This is a genomic window from Marichromatium sp. PS1 (genome assembly GCF_041155115.1).
GTDB lineage: Bacteria > Pseudomonadota > Gammaproteobacteria > Chromatiales > Chromatiaceae > Marichromatium > Marichromatium gracile.
Genome location: NZ_BAAFHB010000002.1, coordinates 1,033,863 through 1,055,847, shown reverse-complemented (window position 1 = coordinate 1,055,847; position 21,985 = coordinate 1,033,863). Strand labels below are relative to the sequence as shown.

Sequence of the window (21,985 nt, the reverse complement as noted above, 5' to 3'; positions counted from 1 at the left end):
CTGGCTGTGTCACGATCCGCTCCCCTCGCACGAGAATCCGATCCCCATTGATGATGCCGACGGCGCGGTCGCGCAGCGGACATCCGTCCCGCGATCGCGACCGATCATAGCAGAACCACCCCGCCCGACTCAGCGCCCCAACGCCTCGCGCAGCGCGCGCACCTCGGCGCGCAACGCCTGCAGCTCGTGCTCGAGCTGGACGCTGTCACGGTGCATCGAGCGCTCCAGCTCATCGCGTACCCCCTGGTGCTGGGCATCGTGCAGTGTCTGCATGGTGTCGACGATGATGCCGATGAACAGGTTGAGCATGGTGAAGGTGGCGATGAGGATGAAGGGGATGAAGAACAGCCAGGCCAGCGGATAGGCCGCCATCACCGGACGCACGATCCCCATCGACCAGCTCTCCAGGGTCATCACCTGGAACAGGGTGTACATGGAGGCGCCGAGCCCGCCGAACCACTCCGGGAAGCGCTCGCCGAACAGCCCGGTGGCCATCACCGCGAAGACGTAGAACAGGATCAGCATCAGCAGCGCGATCGAGGAGATCCCGGGCAGCGCCTTGAGCAACGCCTCGACCACGAAGCGCAGTCGCGGCGCCATCGAGATCAGTCGCAACACCCGCAGCACGCGCAGCGCGCGCAACACCGCCAGCGGTCCGCTGGCCGGGACCAGGGCGATGGCCACCACGGTGAAGTCGAACAGGTTCCAGCCACTGGCGAAGAAGCGCCCCCCCCGCGCATAGAGCTTGAGCAGGATCTCGACCACGAACACCGCGAGCACCGCCTGATCGATCAGGTGCAGCACGCCGCCGAAGCCGGCGACCAACGCCGGCGAGGTCTGCAACCCCAGGGTGACGGCGTTGAGGACGATCAGCGCGATGATCACGCGCTGGACGGGATCGGACTCGATCCAGGCACCGATCCGTTCACGACTCGACATACGACAGATTCTCCAGGTTCTCCATGACGAACGACGCCCCCGCCGGCACGAACTGGCGAGGGCGTATTGAAAGACGTGTTAGCGCAGGATGCGCGCCCCGGGCGGGCGCGCGGATGAGCGCACTCAGCAGGGCTCGGCCTGGTAGCCGGCAGCCTCCACGGCGGCGATCAGGGTGGCGGACTCGACCGCGCCCTCCACCCGCGCGCGACCGGCCTCGAGGTCGATGCTCACCGACTCGACCCCGGCGACCGCGACCAGCGCCTCGCGGACGCGACGCTCGCAGTGCTGACAGCTCATCCCGGTGATCTTCAGTTGCTGGCTCAAAGGTTGTTCTCCTGTGACGCGCGCTCGCGGCGCGCACTCGTCGTTGACCTCACCCGGCTACCACGACGGGCCGCCCGGGCGACTGATCATCCTGCCAGGCGCGCGCCGCACCGAGCAGCGCCACCTGCGGCTGCAGGATCACCCGCACCGGCATGCGCGTCATCAACCCGCGCATCCGCCCCTTGTCGAGAAAGCCATCGAGGAAGGCGCTGGCACGCAGCGCCTCGAGGTTGCGCGGGGCGATGCCGCCGCCGAGATAGACCCCGCCGAGCGCCATCTGCTTGAGCGCCAGGTCGCCGGCCTCGCGTCCATAGAGACGGAAGAACAGCGCCATCGTCTCGACACAGCGGGCATCGCCCTCGCGCGCGCCGACGGCGACCGCGGCCGGCTCGAGCACGGGTTGCGGTGACCGCCCGCCGGCGTACTCGCAACAGAAGGCGTGGAGGGCGCTGATGCCCATCCCGGAGACCAGCCGCTCCCAGCTCACCCGGGCGTGACGGCGCCGGAGGAATTCACGCAGCGCCCACTCACGGGCATCGGTCGCGGCGAACTCGGCGTGCCCGCCCTCGGTGGCGAAGGGATGATGGCGATGTCCGTCCCAGAACAGACCGGCCTCGCCGAGCCCGGTCCCGGCGGCGATCACGCAGCGGTTGCCGACGGCCCCGGGCTCACCCGGCTGGAGCTCGCAGACATCCTCCGGCGCCAGCGCCGCGATTCCCCAGGCCACCGCCTCGAGGTCGTTGAGCAACAACACTCGCGAGAGACCGAGCGCCCGCTCGAGGGCATCGGCGTCGATCTGCCAGGTCAGGTTGGTGACCTGGCTGCGGCGCCCCGACACCGGGCCGGCGATGGCGAACGCCGCACCGCTGCAGGAGACCGCGTGCGTGGCCAGATAATGGCGCACGATCGACTCGAGCCCCGCATGCTCGGCACTCGGATAGCGTTCGGGATGGTGCAGCACGAGACCACCGCCGGCGTCCGGCGCGGCGATGGCGAGCGCCGTCTTGGTGCCCCCGATGTCCCCCACCAGGATGCGCATGGCGCAGACCTCCACAGGGTGCGGACGGCGGCCTGGCGGGACCGCCGTCGGTGCGTGTGGCGGGGATGATAGCAGCCGCGCGGGCGACGATGACAGCGCCCCGCCGGCGGGCGGGGCGCACGGGCTGACTCAGTCGTTGCTGGCCGTCGGCTGGTTGGCGGCGGGGTAGCCGTAGTAGGGCTGACCGTAGACCGGCGCGCCCCAACCGTAGGGGGCACCCCAGGCGCCATAGGGGACGTGATAGGGATAGCCGTAGCCATAGGGGTGGTGATAGCCGTAATAAGGCGCGCCGCCATACCAGGGGCCACCCCAGGGACCGCCCCAGCCACCCGGGAACATCCCGAACGGCCCCCAGCCCCAGAAGGCGTTGGCGGACATGGAACCGAGCGCGGAGACACCCGCGACGGTGGCTGCAAGCATCAGTCGTTTCATGCGCGTCATCGCTCAACTCCCATAGATGATTCAGGGAAACGCCACCGGCCCCCGTCCCTGGGGCAGGCGGCGCGGTCGCGACAGGGAACCGCGACCCGTGGACCCGGCCCAGGCGTCATCCCTGGCCAAGGGCCGGAGGACGTCGCCTGAGGCCGTCCTCGGGGCTAGCCTAGGCCGCGCCCGAGACGACAGCGTTGACGTCAATCAATATTCGCTAATATTCAACTGCACGAGGATCAACGGCCATAGGTCTCGAGGATCTCGCGCGCCGAGACCGGCCGTCCGTAGAGAAATCCCTGCCCCGCCCGACAACCCTCGCGCGCCAGGAAGAGCACCTGGTCGTCACACTCGATCCCCTCGGCGAGCACCTCCAGGCCCAGGGTCTTGCCGAGACCGATGATGGAGCGCACCGTGGTCTCGTCGGCCGAGTCACGACCGATGTCGCCGACGAAGGAGCGATCGATCTTGAGCTGGTCGATCGGCAGTCGATGGATGCGCCCGAGCGAGGAGTAGCCGGTACCGAAGTCATCGACCGCGATGCCGACGCCGAGCGCGCGCAGCGCATGCAGGTGCGCCAGCGCGCGCTCGGCCTGACGCATCAGCATCGCCTCGGTGACCTCCAGCTGCAACGCCCCGGGCGACAGCTGATAGCGCTGCAACACCCCCTCGACACGCTCGACGAAATGCGCCTGCTCGAGCTGCTGCAACACCAGATTGACGGCCATGCGCGGCACCTCCAGCCCGCTGTTGCGCCAGGCGGCGAGCTGGGCGCAGGCCGTCTCCAGCACCCAGTCGCCGACCTCGCCGAGCACGCCGATCTCCTCGGCCAGGGCGATGAAGCGCGCTGGCGGCAACAGGCCCTGACGGGAGTGGTGCCAGCGCAGCAGCGCCTCCACCCCGAGCAGGCGACCGCTGCCGAGATCGATCTGGGGTTGGAAATAGAGCACGAACTCGTGCCGGCGCAGCGCGCCGCGCAGCGCGTGCACCAGCTCGAGCTGCGCGACCACGCCGCCGGCCATGTCGGCATGGAAGAACTGGAAGTCGTTGCGCCCGCGCGACTTGGCCTCGTACATGGCGATGTCGGCGTGCCTGAGCAGGGTGTCCGGGTCGGTGCCATCGACCGGATAGAGGCTGATGCCGATGCTGGCGCTGACCTGGAAGCGTTCCCTGCCGACCTGGAAGGGCGGGCCGAAGACCTGCAGCAACCGGTTGGCCACCCGTCCGGCGCGCCGCGCGCAGTCGGCGTCCTCGAGCAACACCACGAACTCGTCGCCGCCGACCCGCGCCAGGGTGTCGCTGTCGCGCAGCTGGCCTTGCATCCGCTCGGCCACCTCGCGCAGCAGCTCGTCGCCGGCGCCATGACCATAGCGGTCGTTGATGATCTTGAAGCGGTCGAGATCGACGAACAGCACCGCCATCACCCCATGATGACGGTGGGCGCGACTCACCCCCTGGGCGAGCCGGTCGTTGAGCAGGGTGCGATTGGGCAGGTGGGTGAGGGTGTCGTGATGGGCGAGGAACTCGAGCTTCTCCTCGGAGCGGCGCAACGCATCCTGCTGGCGCAGCAGCTTGCTCAGATCGAGCACCGCGCAAACGAACTGCGACGGCTCGTCGGCGTCGACGGCCAGTCGCGCCATGTGCAGCTCGCCACCGAAGACATCACCGCCATCGGCGAGGAAGTGCACCCCCTCGACCACCTCGCCCTCGCTCTGTCGCGCCCGACTCAACGCCGAGGCCAGCCGCTCACGATCGAGCGGGATCACCAATCGCTGCAGGAAATGATGACGCAGATGCCGGTTGCCCAGCCCGAACAGCTGCTCGGCAAGCGCATTGGCATCGAGCACCAGGCCGTTACCATCGACCACCAGCTGCGCCAGCGGCATTGCCGAGAACAGCGTGTTGTAACGCTGCGCCATGCGCTCGGAGGCGACCTGGGCCTCGCGCAGCTCGGCGTTCTGCACCTCGAGCTCAGCCTGATAGATGCGCAGCTCCTCGGTCAGCGTGGTGAGATCGATCTCACCCTGCCCGAGCAACCGACCGAGCCGGTCGAAATCGCCGCGCTCCAATGCCCGTCTGGCCTGTACATAGAGGTCTTGTGCCATCTCGTCCTGAGCGGGCACCTTCGGATCCTCGGAACCTGTCATTCTGGGGGACTCCTGCGTCCGTCGAGGAGGATCCGATCGTCGCACACTTGGCCGATCGCTTGGGCAGTCCCCTTGGTTCACAGGGGGAACTGCCGCATCCTAAGTGTGGGTGTGCGCCGAGCGTCGCCGGAACCGCAGCGGGTGAGCGGTGCTGTCTGGATGGCAACAGACACGATCAGGTGTGCGCCAGACCGAGCCGAACGATCGTCTCAGACAATCAGATCAATTTTTATTATCCATTTCACGCATCGGCCATCAGGACGTAATCTTAGCACCGTCGACACGCCATCCTCTTCGGGGCGCGACGATCGCTCAAGAACTTTTGACCCAAATCCCACAGCGACAACCATGGAGAATCGACACATGTTGCAAGATCGCACCGGAAGCCGCGTTCCTCAGGTCACCTTCCACACCCGTAGCGGACACGAGTGGGTCGACCTGACCACCGACGAGATCTTTGCCGGTAAGACCGTGGTGGTGTTCTCGCTGCCGGGTGCCTTCACCCCCACCTGCTCCTCCTCGCACGTGCCGCGCTACAACCAGCTGGTACCGATGTTCAAGGAGCACGGGGTCGATACCGTGGCCTGCGTCTCGGTCAACGACACCTTCGTGATGAACGAGTGGCAGAAGACCCAGCACGCCGATGACCTGCTGTTCATCCCCGACGGCAACGGCGAGTTCACCGAGGGCATGGGGATGCTGGTCGAGAAGGACGATCTCGGCTTCGGCAAGCGCTCCTGGCGCTACTCGATGCTGGTACGCGACGGCGTGGTGGAGAAGATGTTCATCGAGCCCGAGGTCGAAGGCGACCCCTACGAGGTCTCCGACGCCGATACCATGCTCGCCCACCTCGCCCCGAACGCGCCCAAGCCGATGGACGTGAGCGTGTTCACCCGCGACGGCTGCCCGTTCTGCGTCAAGGCCAAGGAGGCTCTGCGCAACGCCGGCATCGACTTCGAGGAGCTGGTGCTCAACGAGGACTACACCGAGCAGACGCTGCGCGCCGTGGCCAACGCCCGTACCGTGCCGCAGGTGTTCGTCAACGGTGAGCTGATCGGTGGCTCGGAGGCGGTCGAGGGCTGGCTCAAGGAGCGCGCCAGCGCCTGATCCGGGAGCACGCCGGAGGACCACAGCTGCCGACGCCGGCCGGCGTCGGCAGATTCGAGGGGGTCGGGCAACCCATGGGTTACCGACCCCTTTGCTATGGACAGGACCGCTCTCGGACCACCTGCTGCGCCCCATCCGGCGCCACGGGTATGATCCTCGGTCACAGCATTATCAGGAAGCACAATCATGACCCAGCATTTCGACCTGATCGCGATCGGCGGTGGCAGCGGCGGCCTGGCGGTGGCCGAGAAGGCCGCCGCCTTCGGCAAGCGCGTCGCCCTGATCGAGTCCAAGGCGCTCGGCGGCACCTGCGTCAACGTCGGCTGCGTACCCAAGAAGGTGATGTGGTACGCCTCGCACCTCGCCGAGGCGGTGCGCGACGCCCCCGGCTTCGGCGTCCAGGCCAGCGGCGGCGAGCTCGACTGGCCCAGGCTGGTGGCCGGGCGCGATCGCTACATCAGTGCCATCAACAGCTTCTGGGACGGCTATGTCGAGCGCCTCGGCATCACCCGGGTCGATGGCCACGCCCGCTTCGTCGACGCCCACACCATCGAGGTCGAGGGTCAGCGTCTCAGCGCCGATCACATCGTCATCGCCACCGGCGGGCGCCCGATCGTGCCGCGTCTGCCCGGCGCCGAGCTCGGTATCACCTCCGACGGCTTCTTCGCCCTGCAGCAACAACCCAAGCGCGTGGCCATCATCGGTGCCGGCTATATCGGCATCGAGCTGGCCGGGCTGCTGCGCAGCTTCGGCTCCGAGGTCACCGTGGTGGCGCTCGAGGACCGGTTGCTGTTCCAGTTCGACCCCCTGCTCAGCGCCACCCTGGCCGAGAACATGCACGCCCAGGGCATCGAGACCCATCTCGAGTTCGCCGTCGCCGCACTCGAGCGCGACGCCCAGGGCACCACCCTGGTGGCCCAGGACGGCACCCGGCTCGAGGGCTTCGACAGCGTGATCTGGGCCGTCGGGCGCGCGCCCAACACCCGCGACCTCGGGCTCGAGACCGCCGGCATCGAGGTCCAACCCAACGGCATGGTGCCCACCGACGCCTATCAGAACACCAATGTCCCCGGCGTCTACGCGCTCGGCGACATCACCGGACGCGACCAGCTCACCCCGGTGGCGATCGCCGCCGGGCGCCGCCTCGCCGAGCGCCTGTTCGACGGCCAGAGCGAGCGCAAGCTCGACTACGACAACATCCCCACCGTGGTCTTCGCCCACCCGCCGCTGTCCAAGGTCGGGCTGAGTGAGCCGGAGGCGCGCGAGCGCCTCGGTGACGTGCTCACCGTCTACGAGACCAGCTTCACCCCGATGCGCTACGCGCTCAACGAGCACGGCGCCAAGACCGCGATGAAGCTGGTCTGTGCCGGTCCCGAGCAGCGCGTGGTCGGTGTCCACGTCATCGGCGACGGCGCCGACGAGATGCTCCAGGGCTTCGCCGTGGCGGTGAAGATGGGCGCGACCAAGGCCGACTTCGACAACACCGTCGCCATCCACCCCGGCAGCGCCGAGGAGCTGGTCACCCTCAAGGAGCCGGTACGCCGTCCCGGCGACCCGCTCCCCGAGGGCGCGGCCTGAGGCTGCCCGCCCGCCGCCCGGCGGGCGGACCTCGCCGCGAGCGCGCCGATGATGGAAAAAATCGGCCCGGTCGCGGACAATCCCCGCTCGAGATCAACGACCCGGCCACGCCTCCGCCGGCGTCCCCAGCCCGAGCCCGACCCGCGCCATGCCTGCACCGCTAGACCGTCGTCTGTCCATCGCCCCGATGTTGGACTGGACCGATCGCCACTGCCGTTATTTCCTCCGGCTGATCAGCCGTCACACCCTGCTCTACACCGAGATGGTGACCACCGGCGCGCTGCTCCACGGCGACCGCGAGCGCTTCCTGCGCTTCGATCCGAGCGAGCATCCGGTGGCGCTGCAGCTCGGCGGCTCCGATCCCGCCGACATGGCCACCTGCGCCCGACTCGGCGCCGAGTACGGCTACGACGAGATCAACATCAACGTCGGCTGCCCCTCCGACCGGGTGCAGAACGGGCGCTTCGGTGCCTGTCTGATGGCCGAGCCCGGGGTGGTGGCCGACTGCGTGCGGGCGATGAAGGACGCGGTGGCGGTCCCGGTGACGGTCAAGAGCCGCATCGGCATCGACGATCGCGACAGCTACGGCGAGCTGGTCGACTTCGTCGGCGCCCAGGTCGAGGCCGGCTGCGACGCGCTGATCGTGCACGCGCGCAAGGCCTGGCTCTCCGGGCTGAGCCCGAAGGAGAACCGCGACATCCCGCCGCTGCGCTACGACGTGGTGCTGCAGCTCAAGCGCGACTTCCCCGCGCTCTCGATCAGCCTCAACGGCGGGGTGCAAGACCTCGACCAGGCCTGCGCCCTGCTCGAGACCCTCGATGGGGTGATGATCGGTCGTGAGGCCTACCACAACCCCTGGATCCTCGCCGCGGCCGACGCGCGCATCTTCGCCGACCCGACCCCGCCGCCGACCCGCCACCAGGTCATCGAGCGGATGCTGCCCTATATCCAGCGCGAGCTCGACGCCGGGGTGCCGCTGACCGCGATCAGCCGTCACCTGCTCGGACTCTTCCAGGGCCGTCCCGGCGCGCGCGTCTGGCGCCGCTGGATCAGCGAGCACGCCCATCTCCCCGGCGCCGGCTGCGAGGTGCTGACCGAGGCGCTGCCGCGGCGCATGCAACCCGCCGCCGCCGACTGATCCGGCGCCGCGGCCATGGACTGGGTGAGCCTGTCGCTGCTCTGCGCCCTCGCCCTGGCCAGCGCCGATGCCGCCACCAAGGCCTGGCTCGGCGCGCTCTCGGCCGCCGAGCTGGCGCTGGTGCGCCTCACCCTGAGCGGCGTGCTGCTCGCCCCGCTGCTCGCCGACCTGCCGCCGCTCGCCACCCTCGCGCCCGCCTTCTGGGGCTGGCTGGCGGCACTGGTGCCGCTGGAGATCGCGGCGATGCTGCTCTACATGCGCGCCATCCGCGACCACCCGCTCTCGCTCACCCTGCCCTATCTCGCCTTCACCCCGGTGTTCGTGCTGCTGGTCGCCTGGCTGCTGCTCGACGAGACGGTGAGCGCGCGCGGCGCCTTTGGGGTGGTGCTGGTGGTGGCCGGGGCCTGGCTGCTCAACGTCGGCCATGCCCGGGCGCGCGACTGGCGCAGCTGGCTGCGCCCGCTCGGCGCCATCCTCGAGCAGCGCGGCGCGCGGCTGATGCTCGCGGTGGCGGCGATCTACGCCCTCACCGCCACCCTCGGCAAGGGCGCGATGCAGTATCTGCCGCCGGCGCAGTTCGGCGCCTTCTACTTCGCCCTGCTCGGGGTCGTCGCACTGCTGGTGCTGGCGCTGCCGCGCCCGCGCCGGCTGCTCGCGCTGGCGCGCCATCCCTGGGCGGTGCTGGCGGTCGCGGCGCTGAGCGCGGTGATGGTCTACACCCACTTCCTCGCCATCGCCGCGACCGAGGTCGCCTACATGATCGCGCTCAAGCGCACCAGCCTGCTCTTCGGCATGCTCTACGGCGCGCTCTGCTTCGGCGAGCGCGGGCTGCGTGCGCGCCTGCCCGCCGGCGTGCTGATGCTCGCCGGCGCGGCGCTGGTACTGCAGGGATGAGGCGGACTCAGTGGGGCGGCTCGGCAAGGTCGCAGGACTGGGCTTGTCCGGCGAACACGGTCTCGAGCTGCTCGCTCACCCGCTCGATGGCGGGGTCGGCGCTGGTGTCGACGCGCACCAGCCGGTCGCACTCCTCGCCCTGCGGCGGCTCGCAGCGCGCATGCTGGCGCTCGAGCACCGCGAGCGTCGCCTCGGAGGCGTCGTTACCGGCGGCCAGACGCCGGGTGACGCGCTCGCGCAGCACCGCCAGCGGCGCCTCCAGCGCGAGGATGGCGAACCCGGCGTGATGACGCCGCGCCAGCGCAGCGAAACCGACGCGCCGCTGGTGCGCGGTGAAGGTGGCATCGACCAGCACGTCGTGGCCACTGGCGAGGATGGTCTCGGCCAGGTGCAGCAGCCGCTCGTAGGTCCAATCGGTGGCCGAGGGGAAATAGATCCCGCCATCGACCCCGGTATTGGTGCGCGCCTGCGCCTCGAGCCCGAACAGTCGCTTGCGCTCGACGTCCGAGCGCAGATGGACGAAGGGCAGCCGCTCGCAGAGCGCGCTGGCCATGTGGCTCTTGCCCGAGCCCGACAGCCCGCAGGCGATCAGCAGCCGCGGCCGTCTCGCCCGGGTATAGCCCTCGGCCAGCGCCAGATAGCGCGCGCACGCATCCCAGGCGGCGGCGCGCTCAGGCGCCGCCAGCCCCGTCTGACCGGCGCGGATCGCGCCGACCTTGGCGCGCACCATCGCCCGATAGCACTGATAGAGACGCAGCAGTGCCAGCAACCCGTAGTCACCGCCGCGCTCCAGATAGCCGTTGAGCAGACGCTGCGCCAACCCCGGCTCACCGGCGGCCTCCAGGTCCATGACCAGGAAGGCGAGCTCGCTGGCGGTGTCGATCCAGCGCAGCTCGGGGGCGAAGTCGATACCGTCGAAGATCTGCGGCTCGCCGTCGATCAGCGCGATGTTGCCGCGATGCATGTCGCCGTGACACTCGCGGATCCAGCCCTCGGCGCGACGCTGCTCGAGCAGCGGACGCAGCACCCGCCAGCGTGCCCGGGTCCAGTCCTCGATGCGTTGGAGACGCCTCAGCAGCGCCGGCGCCTCGACCCGCGCCCGGATCTGCTCGACGTTCTCGATCATCGGCGCGAGCACCATGTCGGGCGCCCCCCAGGGGGCATCGGGCGCGGCGGCCGGGATGGCGGCGTGGAAATCGGCCAAGCGCTCGGCGAGCCGGTCGATCAGGGGACCGTCGAGGGGGCGGTGCGCGAGCAACGCCGACTGCGCGAAACGGCGCATCCGTACCGCATACTCCAACACCGCGCCCGCGGCGCCGATGCGCGGGTGCGCGGCCTCGCCGCCGATCGCCACCACGTCGAGATAGATCGTCGGCGCGAGCCGGCTGTTGAGGCGAGTCTCCTCCTCACAGCAGTGACGACGCAACGCCAGGGTAGAGCAGTCGAGAAAACCAAGATCGAGCGGCTTCTTGAGCTTGTAGGCGAAGTCGCCGGCGAGCAGCACGTGGGAGATATGGGTTTCGATGTGCTCGATCCGATCGACCGGATGGGGATAGGCCTCGGGGCGCTGCAGCGCCGCGATCAGCCGGGGGAACTCACTGGCATCCATGACACCACCTCCAAGACAGCCGACGGTCTCGGTGACTGCCCGATCTTGAATCAAGTATAAGCATTGGTTAATACTCCGCCGCTTACACCCATCGCAACCGAAACGGAAGCACCCATGTCCATCGAACGTATCGTCTTCGCCGTCGCCGGCGCCTTTGTGCTGCTCTCGGCCATCCTCGCGGCCACCGTCAGCATCCACTTCCTGTGGTTCACCGGCTTCGTCGGCGCCAACCTGCTGCAGTCGGCCTTCACCGGCTTCTGCCCGCTGGCGATCATCCTCAAGAAGCTCGGCAAGACCCCCGGCCCGGCCTTCTGATCGGCCGCCGGGCGGCACCCCGCCGCCCGGCGCCAAGGCTCATGCCGGATCGACCGGCTGGGCCCACAGGTCGTGATCGCCCGAGGCGGTGATCTCGACCTCGATGAAGTCGCCGGGGTCGATCTCCCAGGCCCCCGGCACCAGCACGTTGCCGTCGATCTCGGGCGCATCGCCATAGCTGCGCGCCACCACCTCGTCTTCGTGCACCTCGTCAACCAGCACCGTCATGCGCTCGCCGACCCGCGCGGCGAGCTTGTCGCGGCTGATCTCGGCCTGGACCTCCATGAAGCGCTCGCGGCGCTCCTCGCGCTCTTCGGCAGGCACCGCATCGGCCAGATCGTTGGCCGCCGCGCCGTCCACCGGCGAGTAGGGGAAGCAGCCGACGCGGTCGAGCCGCGCCTCGCGGAGGAAGTCCAGCAGCGACTCGAACTCGGCCTCGGTCTCACCGGGGAAGCCGACGATGAAGGTGCTGCGCAGCACCAGCTCGGGACATTGCGCGCGCCAGCGTGCGAGACGCTCGAGCACCCGCTCGGTGGCCGCCGGACGGCGCATCGCGCGCAGCACCCGGGTGTTGCCGTGCTGCAGCGGCATGTCGAGATAGGGCAGGATCAGCCCCTCGGCCATCAACGGGATCAGCTCGTCGACCTGGGGATAGGGGTAGACGTAGTGCAGTCGCGTCCACGCCGGCAACTGGCCGAGCTCGCGCGCCAGGGTGGTGATGTCGGTACGCAGCGGTCGCCCGCCGTGGAAGCCCGGCGCGTACTTGAGGTCGCGGCCATAGGCGCTGGTGTCCTGGGCGACCACCAGCAGTTCGCGCACCCCGGCCTCGACCAGCCGTTCGGCCTCGCCGAGCACCTCACCGAGACCACGACTGACCAGGTCGCCGCGCAGGCTGGGGATGATGCAGAAGGTGCAGCGATGGTCGCAGCCCTCGGAGATCTTGAGATAGGCGTAGTGACGCGGGGTGAGCCGCACGCCTTGGGGCGGCACCAGACTGGTGAAGGGGTCGTGCGGGGCAGGCAGCGCCTCGTGCACCACCGCCATCACCTCCTCGAGCGCGTGCGGTCCGGTGATCGCCAGCACCTCGGGATAGGCGGCGCGGATGCGTTCGGCGCGGGCGCCGAGACAGCCGGTGACCACGACCCGGCCGTTCTCTTCCAGGGCCTCGCCGATCACCTCCAGCGACTCGCGCTCGGCGGCGTCGATGAAGGCGCAGGTGTTGATGACCACCAGCTCGGCGTCGTCATAGTCGTGCACCACCCGATAGCCCTCGGCGCGCAGCCGGGTGAGGATGAGTTCGGAGTCGACCGTGGCCTTGGGGCAGCCGAGGCTGACGAAGCCCACGGTGGGCACGGCGGCGGATGGGGATGAGATGTCCAAATGAAGCTCGCTGATCTGGTTGCGGTTGGGGACTGGCGGGCATTATCGCCCAGCCGAGACCGGGCGCACGTCATCGCGGCGACGCGTCGTGCTTGATCGTCCCCTGTATATCGGTAACGATAGCGGCGTTTGCCATCTAACGCGACGGCATCACGGGACACGCTTGAAGAGACGTGACACGGCCAGGACTCCGAGGCGGGATCGATACTGGCAGCGATCGCCCCCGCGCGCGCCAATGGCGCGGCGCGAACACGGACAGGCCGGCGCCCGGGCGCATGGCAACAGGAGGGTCGAGACAGATGAAGCACTGCAAACTCTGCAAGTTCAGCGCACTCTGCAACGACCTGCCCGGCGTCTGCGTCCTGATCCCGTACGTCGCGATCGCGGTCGTCGCGACCTCGCTCGGTTACCTCTTCGTGACCCAGGAGCTGTTGTAGCGGCGCCCACCCTATCCGTAGCGGGGGCGGGAGACGTCGAGCCCTTGCGGGCCATCCGGTCCCGCCCTCGCCGTTGCAATGGACCCACTGCACCATGGTCATCAACGACACCCTGTCCACGCCCGCCGAGACCGTCAGCGAGCCACCGCTCGCGGTCGCCGCGGGACGACGCATCGCCTTTCACCTCCAGGTCCGCTTCCCGGACGGTTTCGTCGCCTTTTCCACCTTCAAGGAAGAACCGATTCGTTGCACCGTCGGCGACGGCACCCTGACCCCGGCACTGGAGACGGCCATCGACGGACTGCTCGCCGGCAGCGAGACCGAGTTCGCCGGCGACGGCTCCGAGCTGTTCGCCACCTACGACGAGAACAATGTCTTCTGGCTCGAACGCAGCGAATTCCCGCCCGAACTCCAGCCCGAGCCGGGCAAGGTCATCGCCTTCGAGACCCCGGCCGGCCAGGAGACCAGCGGCATGGTGCTGGAGACCGAGGGCGAGCGGGTGCGGGTCGACTTCAACCACCCCTTCGCCGGACGCGCGTTACAGCTACGCATCGCCATTCTCTCCGTCGAGACCTGAACCCGGGCGCGGCCGGCGCCACCGGCCGCGCGCAATAACCCCGAACACCACCCGCTGTTTTCAATCCCCGCCGACCGCCTATCCTGTTCCGAGCCATGACTATCCTGCTAGCCAATCCCCGCGGTTTCTGTGCCGGCGTCGATCGCGCCATCGCCATCGTCGAGCGCGTCCTCGAACGCTACGGTGCGCCCATTTATGTCCGTCACGAGGTGGTGCACAACCGCTTCGTCGTCGAGGGACTGCGCGCGCGCGGCGCCATCTTCGTCGAGGACCTCGACGAGGTGCCGGACGACGCCACCCTGGTGTTCAGCGCCCACGGCGTGCCCCAAGCGGTACGGCGCGAGGCCGAGGCGCGCGGGCTGCGGGTGTTCGATGCCACCTGCCCGCTGGTCACCAAGGTCCACCTCGAGGTCACCCGGCACTGTCGCAACGGCATCGAGACCGTGCTCATCGGCCATCGCGGTCATCCCGAGGTCGACGGCACCCTCGGCCAGTGCGACCCCGAGGGCGCCCCGGTGCACCTGGTCGAACGTCCCGAGGACGTCGCCGGACTCGAGATCGCCGATCCCGAGCGCATCGCCTACGTCACCCAGACCACGCTGTCGATGGACGACACCACCACCATCGTCGCGGCACTGCGCGAGCGCTTCCCGGCCATCCAGGGACCGAAGAAGAGCGATATCTGCTACGCCACCCAGAACCGCCAGGACGCGGTCAAGACCCTGGCCGAGAGCTGCGAGCTGCTGCTGGTGGTCGGCTCGCCCAACAGCTCCAACTCCAACCGGCTGCGTGAACTGGCCGAAAAGCGCGGCTGCAGCGCCTATCTGATCGACGGCCCCGAGGACATCGAGCGCGGCTGGCTCGAGGGCATCTCGCGCATCGGCCTCACCGCCGGCGCATCGGCCCCCGAGGTCCTCGTCGAGCGGGTCATCGCCCAGCTGCGCGACTGGGGCGTGGAGCAGGTCGAGGAACAGCCCGGCATCCGCGAGCAGGTGGTGTTCGCGCTGCCGCGCGAGCTGACCAGGGAGCCGGCCGAGGACTGAACCCCGCCCCTCGCGCTTGCACCTCGACCGACCGAACCGCACCTAATGAGGCTGGAGGCGGCCAGACAGGCCGCCCCGGTCCCTGAGCGAGACGGCCCGGCGCCCGCCAGGCCGCGAGGAGAGGAGTTGCATGAGCGAGATCCTGGTCATCGGTGGCGGCGTCATCGGGTTGCTGACCGCGCGCGAGTTGGCGCGCGCCGGTGTCGACACCACCCTGGTCGAGATGGGCAAGACCGGCCAGCAGTCGTCCTGGGCTGGCGGCGGCATCCTCTCCCCACTCTACCCCTGGCGCTATCCCGACGCGGTCGGGCGGCTGGCCGCCTGGAGCCAGCGGGTCTATCCGGCGCTGGCCGCCGAACTGCTCGACGAGACCGGGATCGACCCCGAGCTCACCGTCAACGGCATGCTGGTGCTCGACACCGAGGAGCGCCAGCGCGCACTCGACTGGGCCGCGCGCCACGACACCGCCATCGAGGTGCTCGACGCCCGCCAGCTCCACGCCAGCGAGCCCGAGCTCGGCCCCCGTCCCGAGCAGGCGCTGCTGCTCCCGGGCATCGGCCAGGTGCGCAACCCGCGCCTGACCCGCGCGCTGCGCCGCGCCATCGAGCGCAAGGTGACGCTGCGCGAGCAGGAGGAGGTGCTGGAGCTGCTGATCGAGGGCGGGCGCGCGGTCGGGGTGCGCACCCCCAAGGGCGAGATCCGCGCCGAGCGCGTCATCATCTGCGCCGGCGCCTGGACCGCCAAGCTGCTCGAACAGCTCGGCAACAGCCCCGAGATCCAGCCGGTGCGCGGCCAGATGATCCTCTTCTACGCCCACCCCGGCCAGGTCCATCACATCACCCTGCACCGCGAGCGCTACATCATCCCCCGGCGCGACGGTCGCATCCTCTTCGGCTCGACCCTGGAGCAGGCCGGCTTCGTCAAGCGCACCACCGCCGAGGCCAAGGAGGAGCTCTATCGCGCCGCCGTCGAACTCTACCCGCTGCTCAAGCGCACCCCGATCGAGGACCACTGGTCCGGACTGCGACCCGGCTCGCCCAGCGGCATCCCTTATATCGGCGCCTACCCCGGCATCGACGGGCTCTATTTCAACGCCGGCCACTACCGCAACGGCCTAGTCACTGGCCCGGCCTCGGCCCGCCTGCTCACCGACCTGGTGCTCGAGCGCGACCCCATCCTCGACGCCGCGCCCTATGCGCTCGACGCCGCGCGGGACTGATCGAGGGCGATCAGCCGCCAGCCGCCAGCCGCCAGCCGCCGGGATGATGAACCGTGAAGATAACGTCTTGCCTGTCAATCGACGATCATGCAACACCTGCCTCCCCGACTGGAGGCTGGAAGCTGATCGCTGGAAGCTGGTTCGAACCGCAAAGACACAAAGCACGCAAAGGGGAGAAAAGCCTTCAGCGACCAGCCTCCAGCCCGTCGGTTGGGTTGCTCATGCACTACCTGATCGACGAATCGCCGGGATGCCAGGACGGGCAACCCAACATCGTCATCAGGCGGCAGCCAGCGGATCGAACCGCAAGGCCGCAAAGAACACGGAGAGAAGAAAGACTTCCTACGGTCAGCCTCCGGCAAGAAGAACAGGCTTATCTCGTACCGCCAAGGTTGACTGCAAACCGACACTGGAGGCTGCTTGCTGAAGGCTGGTCGCTTTCTTCACGTCCTTGGCGGCTTGTATCTTGCCACCCCGTGGTGGTTAGCTCCCACCGCGCGAGATTGAGGCAGCTCGATTGCGACTGAAGGCCTGGACCTTGCCGCGAAGATTCAGCCCTCGATCTCTCTTCTCATGCCAGTCTCGACACTGAACGGTATCCAAGGGGCGAACCCTGCATGGACAAGGCGAGTGGGTATGAGGACTGGCCCAGGATCAAGGAGTGGACGACGATGATGTATCTCGGAATCGATGTCTCGAAGGCGAAGCTGCACACCGCGCTGGAGCTGAGCGAGCAGGAGCGGGTCAAGCTCAAGACCAAGACGGTGCCCAATACCGCCGCGGGGGTGGAGGCGCTGATCGACTGGCTGGGGCGTCAGGGGGCGAGGCCGGAGGCGGTCCATGTGGTGCTGGAGGCCACCGGCCCTTACCACGAGACGGCCGCCGAACTGCTCCACGGGCGTGGCCTGACGGTCTCGATCGTCAACCCGGCCCAGGCCCGGGACTTTGCGCGCGGCCTGGCGGTGCGCACCAAGACCGACGCGGTCGATGCCAAGGTGCTGGCGCGCTTCGGCGCGCTCCTCAAGCCCGCGCCCTGGACGCCGCCCTCGCCCGAGGTGCGCGCCCTGCGGGCGTTGCTGGCCCGTCAGCGCGCCCTCATCGAGGACCTGCGACGCGAGCGCAACCGCCTGGAGAAGGTCGAGGCAACCCACACCCCGGCGCTGGTGCGCGACTCGGTGCGCGAGAGCATCGCCTTCCTCGAAGAAGCCCTCGCCAAGCTCCAGCAACAGATCGACGACCACCTCGACGGCCACCCTCAGCTACGCGAGGACGTCGACCTCCTCACCTCGATCCCCGCCATCGGCCTCAAGGTCGCTCAGCGCTTCGTGGCGTTGCTGCAAAGCCGCCCCTTCACCTCGGCCCAACAGTTCGCCGCCTACCTCGGGCTCGTGCCCGTCGAGCGACAGTCGGGCACCTCCGTGCAGGGGCGCCCCAGACTCTCCAAGGCCGGGCCTGCCCATGCACGCGCCACCCTCTACATGGCCGCCGTCACCGCCATTCGCTACAACCCACACGTCAAGGACCTCTACGAACGCCTCCTGGCGCGCGGCAAGCCCAAGATGGTCGCCCTCGGCGCCGCCATGCGGAAACTCGCCCACATCTGCTTCGGCGTGTTCAAGAACCGTCGTCCCTACCAGCCCGATTACGCTTCTGCGGCTTGACGGGAAAGACGGTATCTTCGCGGTTCAATCTTCCGGCGGCTGGAGGCTTTCCCCAGACAGGGATTGATGTCCGGCGGAAAGCTGGCTAAAATCCGTGGGCTTGAGTAGCCGATGTAGCTCAGTTGGTAGAGCAACGCATTCGTAATGCGTGGGTCAGCGGTTCGAATCCGCTCATCGGCTCCATCTCCCCAAGCGCCCGTCTCACTCCACCCCCAGGCGCGTTTTCACCCGTTCCCACAGCTCGATCACCGCACTCGATGCGGCACCGCCGTCGTACTCGGCGAGGCTCTTGCGCGCGACCAAGGCGCGGGCGACCACGGGGTCGAAGGGCAGTTCACCGATCACATCGATGTCGCGCGCACCACACCACTCCCGGATCGTCACACCGTTCTCCAGGTTGAGATCGGCCTTGTTGATGCAGACGACCAAGGGGATGGCGAAGTGGACGCAGAGTTCGGCGACGCGCTGCAGGTCGTGCAGCCCGGAGAGGGTCGGCTCGGTGACGGCGAGCACCAGATCGACACCGGTGATGGCGGCACTCACCGGACAGCCGATCCCGGGCGGGCCGTCGTTGAGGATCAGCGTCGCGCCCTCGGCCTCGGCCTGACGTCGCGCCTCGCGCCGCACCAGGGTGACGAGCTTGCCGGAGTTGTCCTCACCGACGCCGAGCTGGGCGTGGACCAGGGTGCCGTGACGGCTGTCGGAGACCATCCAGCGACCGTTCGGACGGGTCTCCAGGACGATCGCCTCCTCGGGACAGACCCGCGCGCACAGCCCGCAGTGCTCGCAGGCGAAGGGGTTGATGCGATAGCCCGCGTCGAAGTCGAGCTCGATCGCCTCGAACCGGCACCAGGCGGCGCAGTCCCCGCACTCGGCGCACAGCTCGGGGTCGATCCGTGGTGTCGCGCCGCCGACGAAGTCGCCGCCGGTCCGTTCACGCGGGTCGAGCAGCAGGTGCATATCGGCGGCGTCGACGTCACAGTCGGCCACCACCTTGTGCTGAGCCAGGGTGGCGAAGGCGGCGCTCACCGTGGTCTTGCCGGTGCCGCCCTTGCCGCTGATGATGGTGAGTTCCTTCATCATGACGGGAGCATCCCCTCGATCTGTGCATAGAGCTGTTGGAAGCGCGCGCGCCACTCGGGCGCGGTACGCACCCAGGGCTCGCCACGCGCGTAGGCCTCGGCGAGCGCGCGGGTGAAGGGGATCTCGAGCAGCACCGGGATCGACTCGGCGCGACAGTACTCCGCCACGCCCTGATCGCCGATGTCGCAGCGGTTGATCACCACTCCACAGGGCACCCCAAGCGCCCTCGCCACCGCGACGGCGAGGCCCAGGTCGTGCAGCCCCGAGGGGGTGGGCTCGGTGACCAGCAGACAGAAGTCGACCCCATCGAGGGTCTCGACCATCGGGCAGGCGGTGCCCGGCGGGGCATCGAGGATGGTCGCGAGGCCCGGCTCCAGACGCCGCTTGAGCGCCTTGATCACCGGCACCGCCGAGCGCTCGCCGATGGCGAGTTCACCCTGGAGCACCGGCAGGGTGTCGGCCTGACCGGCGGCGATCTCGCCGATCGGGCGCTCGACCTCGCCGAGCGCGCCCTCGACACGGCAGACGTAGTCGCAGGCACCGCAACCGTGGCAGAGCTCGTCGAACACCATCAGCTCGTCGGGCGTGAGCGCCAGGGCGTTGAAGGCACAGGCCTCGACACAGTCGCCGCACAGGGTACAGCGCCCGGGGTCGATGCGCGGGACGCGCACCCCGACCGGCTCACGCCGGTCGAAGTGCGGGCGCAGGAACAGGTGCCCGTTGGGCGCCTCGACGTCGCAGTCGGCGTATTGCACGCGCTCGAGCGCCAGCGCCAGATTGGTCGCCACCGTAGTCTTGCCGGTGCCGCCCTTGCCGCTGGCCACGGCGATGGTCAGCGCCCGCATCGCTCAGCCCCGACCGCGACCGTTGCCCAGCCCGCGACCAACGCCCATGCCGCGCCCGGCACCGGCACCGGCACCGGCACCGGCACCACGACCATGTGCCATGCCACGACCACCACCGCAGCGCGCAATGCCGTCGCAGGGTTCGCGGCCTGCCACGGCGGCGTCGAGCGCCATGCCCTGCCCGGCATGGCGCTCGACGGCCTCGGCCACGGTGCCGGAGACACCCTCGACGACCCGCACCCCAGCGCGCTCGAGCACCATCGCCGCCTTGGGGCCACAGCGGCCAGTGATCAGCAGCTCGGCGCGCTGGCCGGCGATCCACTGCGCGGTGCGGGTGCCGGCGCCACCGTTGGTCTCGAGGAAGGGGTTGGGCATGCTCTGGAAGTCACCGCTCTCGGTATCGACCACGGCGAAATAGGCGCAGCGTCCGAGTCGGGCGTCGACCGGGGCGTCCTGACCCTGGCCGGCTGCGGAGATCACGATCTTCATGGGGCAATTCCTCGTTGTTCGATTCAGTGGGCGTGGTCGTGGGCGCACTGGGAAACGCCGTTCAGTTCACCGGCGAGATAGGCGTTGAGGGTCTCGCCGACGCCGGGACGGGCGCCGGTGACCACCTCGATGCCATTGCGCGCGAACAGCTCGATGGCCTTGGCGCCCATACCGCCGGCGAGCACCACATCGGCGCCGAGCGACTGGATGTAGGTCGGCAGCTGCCCCGGCTGATGGGCGTCGGCGAAGGGGTTGGCCACCACCTCGGCGCCGACGAGCCGGTCGGTGTCATCGAGCTGGGCAACCACGAAATGGCTGCAATGGCCGAAGTGCATCGACATCTCGCCGGCCAGTCCGAGCGCGTCGTTGGCGGTCATCACGATCTTTTTCATCAGGTCTCATCTCTCTGTCCGGCACAACCGGGCACCGAACGGGGGTGGTCGTTGTCAGAGTGTTGGATACCTTGCGGCGGCTCTTCCCCGTGCTCCGGGATCTGGATCACCAGCCGCTGTCCGGTGAGCAGTGCGCCAGCGACCTTGGCGCGGGCCCGGGCGATGGTGCGCGACAGGGTGGTGCGCGAGATCCCCATGCGCCGGGCGCTCTCCTCCTGGTAGAGCCCCTCGAGATCGCACAACCGCAGCGCCTCCATCTCGTCGGCGCGCAACATCACCGTCTCCAGGGTGTGACCGTGGCGGCCACAGGGCTTGAAACAGATCCGCCCGGGATCGAGTCCGATCCGGCGGACGCGTCGTCTTCGACCGGGCACAGTGCCTCCGCTTGGCTGTCTCGGGTAGGTTCGAGGATGCATTCAAACGCACATATGTGCGTTTTGCATTGACAAATATCAGGGTGTTTTAGTCAAGAAAGGCGAGACACTGGGATTCATCGTTAAGAGATTCTTTTTCGCAACGACACGCATCCCGAGCGGACGCCGGGCGATCACGGTTGCCCCGAGCGCCACCCGACATCCATGCAGGGATACGCATCACACAAGGAGCCTTGAATCATGAGCGCTACAGCGGTCAACAAGACACGGCGTCGCCTGCTGGTCGCAGCGACCAGCGCGGTCGGCGCCGTCGGTGCCGGCTTCGCCCTCGTACCCTTCGTCGCCTCGATGAACCCGAGCGCGCGCGCCCGTGCCGCAGGCGCGCCGGTCGAGGCCGATATCAGCAAGATCGAGCCCGGCGCGCTGCTGCGCGTCAAGTGGCGCGGCAAACCGGTGTGGGTGGTGCATCGCACACCGAAGATGCTCGAGATGCTGGCGAGCAACGACCCCAAGCTGGTCGACCCCGCCTCCGAGGTGCCGCAGCAGCCCGAGTACTGCCAGAACCCGACCCGCTCGATCAAGCCCGAGTATCTGGTCGCCATCGGCATCTGCACCCACCTCGGCTGCTCGCCGACCTACCGCCCCGAGTTCGCCCCCGAAGACCTCGGCGCGGACTGGAAGGGCGGCTTCTTCTGCCCCTGCCACGGCTCGCGCTTCGATCTCGCCGCGCGCGTCTTCAAGGGCGTGCCGGCCCCGACCAACCTGGTCATTCCCAAGCACACCTATCTCAACGACACCACCCTGCTGATCGGCGAGGACGGCAGCGCCGCCTGACCCCTCCCCCGCTCGACAGCGCCAGACGCTTGGCGTAGATTTCCGCCCCTGGGTCGGACACGCGACCGCCGGTCCTGTGTCCGACCTGCCCGTCGCCCCACCCCCAATCAGGCGACCGCCTCTTCCCCGTCA

The 21,985-nt window shown here is 68.7% G+C and carries 23 protein-coding genes and 1 tRNA gene; 12 read left to right on the top strand and 12 right to left on the bottom strand.

The features are described from left to right. Positions 1 to 129 precede the first annotated feature (129 nt). The 5 genes from ACAM26_RS06080 to ACAM26_RS06060 all read right to left on the bottom strand — a co-directional run bounded on the left by ACAM26_RS06080 (position 130) and on the right by ACAM26_RS06060 (position 4,878). Positions 130 to 939, bottom strand: coding sequence for an ion transporter (locus tag ACAM26_RS06080; protein ID WP_123139342.1), 810 nt, complete (start codon positions 937 to 939; stop codon positions 130 to 132). A gap of 123 nt (positions 940 to 1,062) precedes the next feature. Further along, a complete protein-coding gene (locus ACAM26_RS06075; protein WP_123143485.1) occupies positions 1,063 to 1,263 on the bottom strand; it encodes a heavy-metal-associated domain-containing protein in 201 nt (66 codons plus the stop codon). A gap of 49 nt (positions 1,264 to 1,312) precedes the next feature. Then, positions 1,313 to 2,302, bottom strand: a complete 990-nt coding sequence (gene glk / locus ACAM26_RS06070; protein ID WP_369613280.1) for a glucokinase — start codon at positions 2,300 to 2,302, stop codon at positions 1,313 to 1,315. Between the two features lie 129 nt (positions 2,303 to 2,431). Beyond that, complete coding sequence (locus tag ACAM26_RS06065) at positions 2,432 to 2,734, bottom strand: sulfur globule protein CV3 (RefSeq protein WP_369613279.1); 303 nt, start codon at positions 2,732 to 2,734, stop codon at positions 2,432 to 2,434. Between the two features lie 236 nt (positions 2,735 to 2,970). After that, a complete protein-coding gene (locus ACAM26_RS06060; protein ID WP_123139346.1) occupies positions 2,971 to 4,878 on the bottom strand; it encodes a bifunctional diguanylate cyclase/phosphodiesterase in 1,908 nt (635 codons plus the stop codon). Positions 4,879 to 5,241: 363 nt separating this feature from the next. On the opposite strand from ACAM26_RS06060, the gene ACAM26_RS06055 reads away from it, so the two are divergent. From ACAM26_RS06055 to ACAM26_RS06040, 4 genes are all read left to right on the top strand, one after another. Next, entirely contained in the window at positions 5,242 to 5,985 is a 744-nt protein-coding gene (locus ACAM26_RS06055; RefSeq protein WP_123139347.1) for a glutathione peroxidase, read from the top strand. A 186-nt stretch (positions 5,986 to 6,171) separates the two neighbouring features. Next, positions 6,172 to 7,563, top strand: coding sequence for a glutathione-disulfide reductase (gene gorA, locus ACAM26_RS06050; RefSeq protein WP_369613278.1), 1,392 nt, complete (start codon positions 6,172 to 6,174; stop codon positions 7,561 to 7,563). Positions 7,564 to 7,711: 148 nt separating this feature from the next. Continuing rightward, on the top strand, positions 7,712 to 8,701 hold the full coding sequence (gene dusA / locus ACAM26_RS06045; RefSeq protein WP_123139349.1) for a tRNA dihydrouridine(20/20a) synthase DusA: 990 nt from the start codon (positions 7,712 to 7,714) through the stop codon (positions 8,699 to 8,701). Between the two features lie 15 nt (positions 8,702 to 8,716). Beyond that, positions 8,717 to 9,595 carry an EamA family transporter gene (locus tag ACAM26_RS06040; protein ID WP_123139350.1) on the top strand — a complete coding sequence of 293 codons (879 nt, stop codon included), beginning with the start codon at positions 8,717 to 8,719 and terminating at the stop codon, positions 9,593 to 9,595. A 7-nt stretch (positions 9,596 to 9,602) separates the two neighbouring features. On the opposite strand, the gene ACAM26_RS06035 is transcribed toward ACAM26_RS06040, so the two are convergent. Beyond that, positions 9,603 to 11,204 carry an AAA family ATPase gene (locus ACAM26_RS06035; protein ID WP_369613277.1) on the bottom strand — a complete coding sequence of 534 codons (1,602 nt, stop codon included), beginning with the start codon at positions 11,202 to 11,204 and terminating at the stop codon, positions 9,603 to 9,605. Between the two features lie 114 nt (positions 11,205 to 11,318). On the opposite strand from ACAM26_RS06035, the gene ACAM26_RS06030 reads away from it, so the two are divergent. Then, positions 11,319 to 11,519 carry a DUF2892 domain-containing protein gene (locus ACAM26_RS06030; RefSeq protein WP_123139352.1) on the top strand — a complete coding sequence of 67 codons (201 nt, stop codon included), beginning with the start codon at positions 11,319 to 11,321 and terminating at the stop codon, positions 11,517 to 11,519. A 39-nt stretch (positions 11,520 to 11,558) separates the two neighbouring features. Here the strand turns inward: ACAM26_RS06030 and rimO are convergent, their stop codons facing one another. Continuing rightward, complete coding sequence (rimO, locus tag ACAM26_RS06025) at positions 11,559 to 12,863, bottom strand: 30S ribosomal protein S12 methylthiotransferase RimO (protein ID WP_200189299.1); 1,305 nt, start codon at positions 12,861 to 12,863, stop codon at positions 11,559 to 11,561. A gap of 335 nt (positions 12,864 to 13,198) precedes the next feature. On the opposite strand from rimO, the gene ACAM26_RS06020 reads away from it, so the two are divergent. The 6 genes from ACAM26_RS06020 (at position 13,199) to ACAM26_RS05995 (ending at position 18,019) form a co-directional block, all read left to right on the top strand. Beyond that, the gene (locus ACAM26_RS06020) at positions 13,199 to 13,336 is read left to right on the top strand and encodes a hypothetical protein (protein WP_165913451.1); all 138 of its coding nucleotides are present in this window, start codon (positions 13,199 to 13,201) and stop codon (positions 13,334 to 13,336) included. 94 nt (positions 13,337 to 13,430) lie between these two features. Further along, on the top strand, positions 13,431 to 13,913 hold the full coding sequence (locus ACAM26_RS06015; RefSeq protein WP_123139354.1) for a peptidylprolyl isomerase: 483 nt from the start codon (positions 13,431 to 13,433) through the stop codon (positions 13,911 to 13,913). Between the two features lie 95 nt (positions 13,914 to 14,008). Further along, positions 14,009 to 14,956 carry a 4-hydroxy-3-methylbut-2-enyl diphosphate reductase gene (gene ispH / locus ACAM26_RS06010; protein ID WP_123139355.1) on the top strand — a complete coding sequence of 316 codons (948 nt, stop codon included), beginning with the start codon at positions 14,009 to 14,011 and terminating at the stop codon, positions 14,954 to 14,956. A gap of 130 nt (positions 14,957 to 15,086) precedes the next feature. Beyond that, positions 15,087 to 16,175 (top strand): glycine oxidase ThiO, encoded by a 1,089-nt coding sequence (gene thiO, locus ACAM26_RS06005; protein ID WP_369613276.1) that lies wholly within the window; start codon positions 15,087 to 15,089, stop codon positions 16,173 to 16,175. 671 nt (positions 16,176 to 16,846) lie between these two features. After that, complete coding sequence (locus ACAM26_RS06000; protein WP_369612936.1) at positions 16,847 to 17,836, top strand: IS110 family transposase; 990 nt, start codon at positions 16,847 to 16,849, stop codon at positions 17,834 to 17,836. Positions 17,837 to 17,943: 107 nt separating this feature from the next. Further along, a tRNA-Thr gene (locus ACAM26_RS05995) sits at positions 17,944 to 18,019 on the top strand. A gap of 18 nt (positions 18,020 to 18,037) precedes the next feature. Here ACAM26_RS05995 and ACAM26_RS05990 read toward each other — a convergent pair. Genes ACAM26_RS05990 through ACAM26_RS05970 form a run of 5 tightly spaced genes read right to left on the bottom strand, consistent with a single transcriptional unit; the run spans position 18,038 to position 21,019 of the window. Next, positions 18,038 to 18,919, bottom strand: coding sequence for an ATP-binding protein (locus ACAM26_RS05990; RefSeq protein ID WP_369613275.1), 882 nt, complete (start codon positions 18,917 to 18,919; stop codon positions 18,038 to 18,040). Further along, positions 18,916 to 19,764 carry an ATP-binding protein gene (locus ACAM26_RS05985; protein ID WP_123142846.1) on the bottom strand — a complete coding sequence of 283 codons (849 nt, stop codon included), beginning with the start codon at positions 19,762 to 19,764 and terminating at the stop codon, positions 18,916 to 18,918. The genes ACAM26_RS05990 and ACAM26_RS05985 overlap by 4 nt, the downstream gene beginning before the upstream one ends. A 3-nt stretch (positions 19,765 to 19,767) precedes the next feature. Further along, on the bottom strand, positions 19,768 to 20,253 hold the full coding sequence (locus ACAM26_RS05980) for a NifB/NifX family molybdenum-iron cluster-binding protein (RefSeq protein WP_369613274.1): 486 nt from the start codon (positions 20,251 to 20,253) through the stop codon (positions 19,768 to 19,770). 23 nt (positions 20,254 to 20,276) lie between these two features. After that, positions 20,277 to 20,645, bottom strand: coding sequence for a NifB/NifX family molybdenum-iron cluster-binding protein (locus tag ACAM26_RS05975; protein WP_123139360.1), 369 nt, complete (start codon positions 20,643 to 20,645; stop codon positions 20,277 to 20,279). Continuing rightward, positions 20,645 to 21,019 (bottom strand): DUF134 domain-containing protein, encoded by a 375-nt coding sequence (locus ACAM26_RS05970; RefSeq protein WP_123139361.1) that lies wholly within the window; start codon positions 21,017 to 21,019, stop codon positions 20,645 to 20,647. The genes ACAM26_RS05975 and ACAM26_RS05970 overlap by 1 nt, the downstream gene beginning before the upstream one ends. A 240-nt stretch (positions 21,020 to 21,259) precedes the next feature. On the opposite strand from ACAM26_RS05970, the gene petA reads away from it, so the two are divergent. Beyond that, entirely contained in the window at positions 21,260 to 21,853 is a 594-nt protein-coding gene (petA, locus tag ACAM26_RS05965; protein WP_123139362.1) for a ubiquinol-cytochrome c reductase iron-sulfur subunit, read from the top strand. Positions 21,854 to 21,985: the final 132 nt, after the last annotated feature.